Here is a 919-nt window from a genome sequence, read left to right as displayed (position 1 = left end):
CACGGCGGCGCTGTCGGCGAACAGCACCACGCCCACGCCGTCGGGGGTGTCTTCGAAGCGCAGGCCCAGGCCTTCTTCGGCGAGCAGGCGGCGCACGAAGGCCCAGTCGGTCTCGCGGCCCTGAGTGCACAGGCTGCGCGCGCGGGTGTCGGCGAGGAAGCCGGCGACGTCGTCGGACCAGCGCCACCGGGCGTGCGGTGCATACAGGCCGAACACGGCTTCGATGATCTGCACCACGGTCTTGTCCTGCCAGGTGCGCTGGCGCTGGGCCTGCTCGAGCAGCCAGGTCCACGGGGCCAGGCGCAGCCGGTAGCGGGCGAAGCCGCCGTCGCTGGCGAGCAGGGCGGCTTCGCGGATCAGGCCGCTGCGGCGCACGAGCGAGCCGTCGGCCAGCACGGTGAGCAGGCTGGCGCGCTGGCCTAGCAGCGGCTCCAGCGCGAGGTCGGCGCGCGGGCTGAGCGCATGCACCTGCCATTCGAAGGGGGCGTTCAGCGCTTCGTGGCCGCGCCAGCTCTCCACCAGCAGCTCGCCCACCCCGCCTTCGCCTTCCAGGCGGTACAGGCGGGTCTGGCTGGTGAAGAGATCGCCCAAGCCTGATGACAACAGGCTCGCCCAGTCGATGGGCTGCTTCATGGTTTGCTCCCTCTCTCTGCGCGGCTTGCACGCTTGCGCGGCGGGGGAGCTTAGCAGCGGGATATCGACGGCAAGGCGCTTGGAGGTAACGGGGTGTTGTCTCTCCCGTGAATTAGGGGGCGGGGGAGGGGGGGCTGTCGATGCGAATGTCCGGGCGTATGCGATTGGTAAGCGTCCGGCGAACCCGTCTTGAGAAGAGCGGTCGCAGCGATAACGATGCTGTCCAGTTAGCAAATAGCTGGACACGATGGAAGCTGAACAGAGTCGCAAGCGCAGGCGCTACAGC

1 protein-coding gene is annotated in these 919 nt (G+C 68.9%); it reads right to left on the bottom strand.

Annotated elements, in window-relative coordinates; all coding sequences use genetic code 11:
- A partial coding sequence (locus E8D38_RS27900; protein ID WP_140637578.1) for a type VI secretion system Vgr family protein occupies positions 1-633 on the bottom strand: 633 nt, incomplete at its 3' end.
- Positions 634-919: the final 286 nt, after the last annotated feature.

Source organism: Methylibium rhizosphaerae (assembly GCF_006386545.1).
Classification (GTDB): Bacteria; Pseudomonadota; Gammaproteobacteria; order Burkholderiales; family Burkholderiaceae_C; genus Pseudorivibacter; species Pseudorivibacter rhizosphaerae.
The sequence above is the reverse complement of the archived record's forward strand: the minus strand, read 5'-3'. Positions and strand labels throughout refer to the sequence as shown.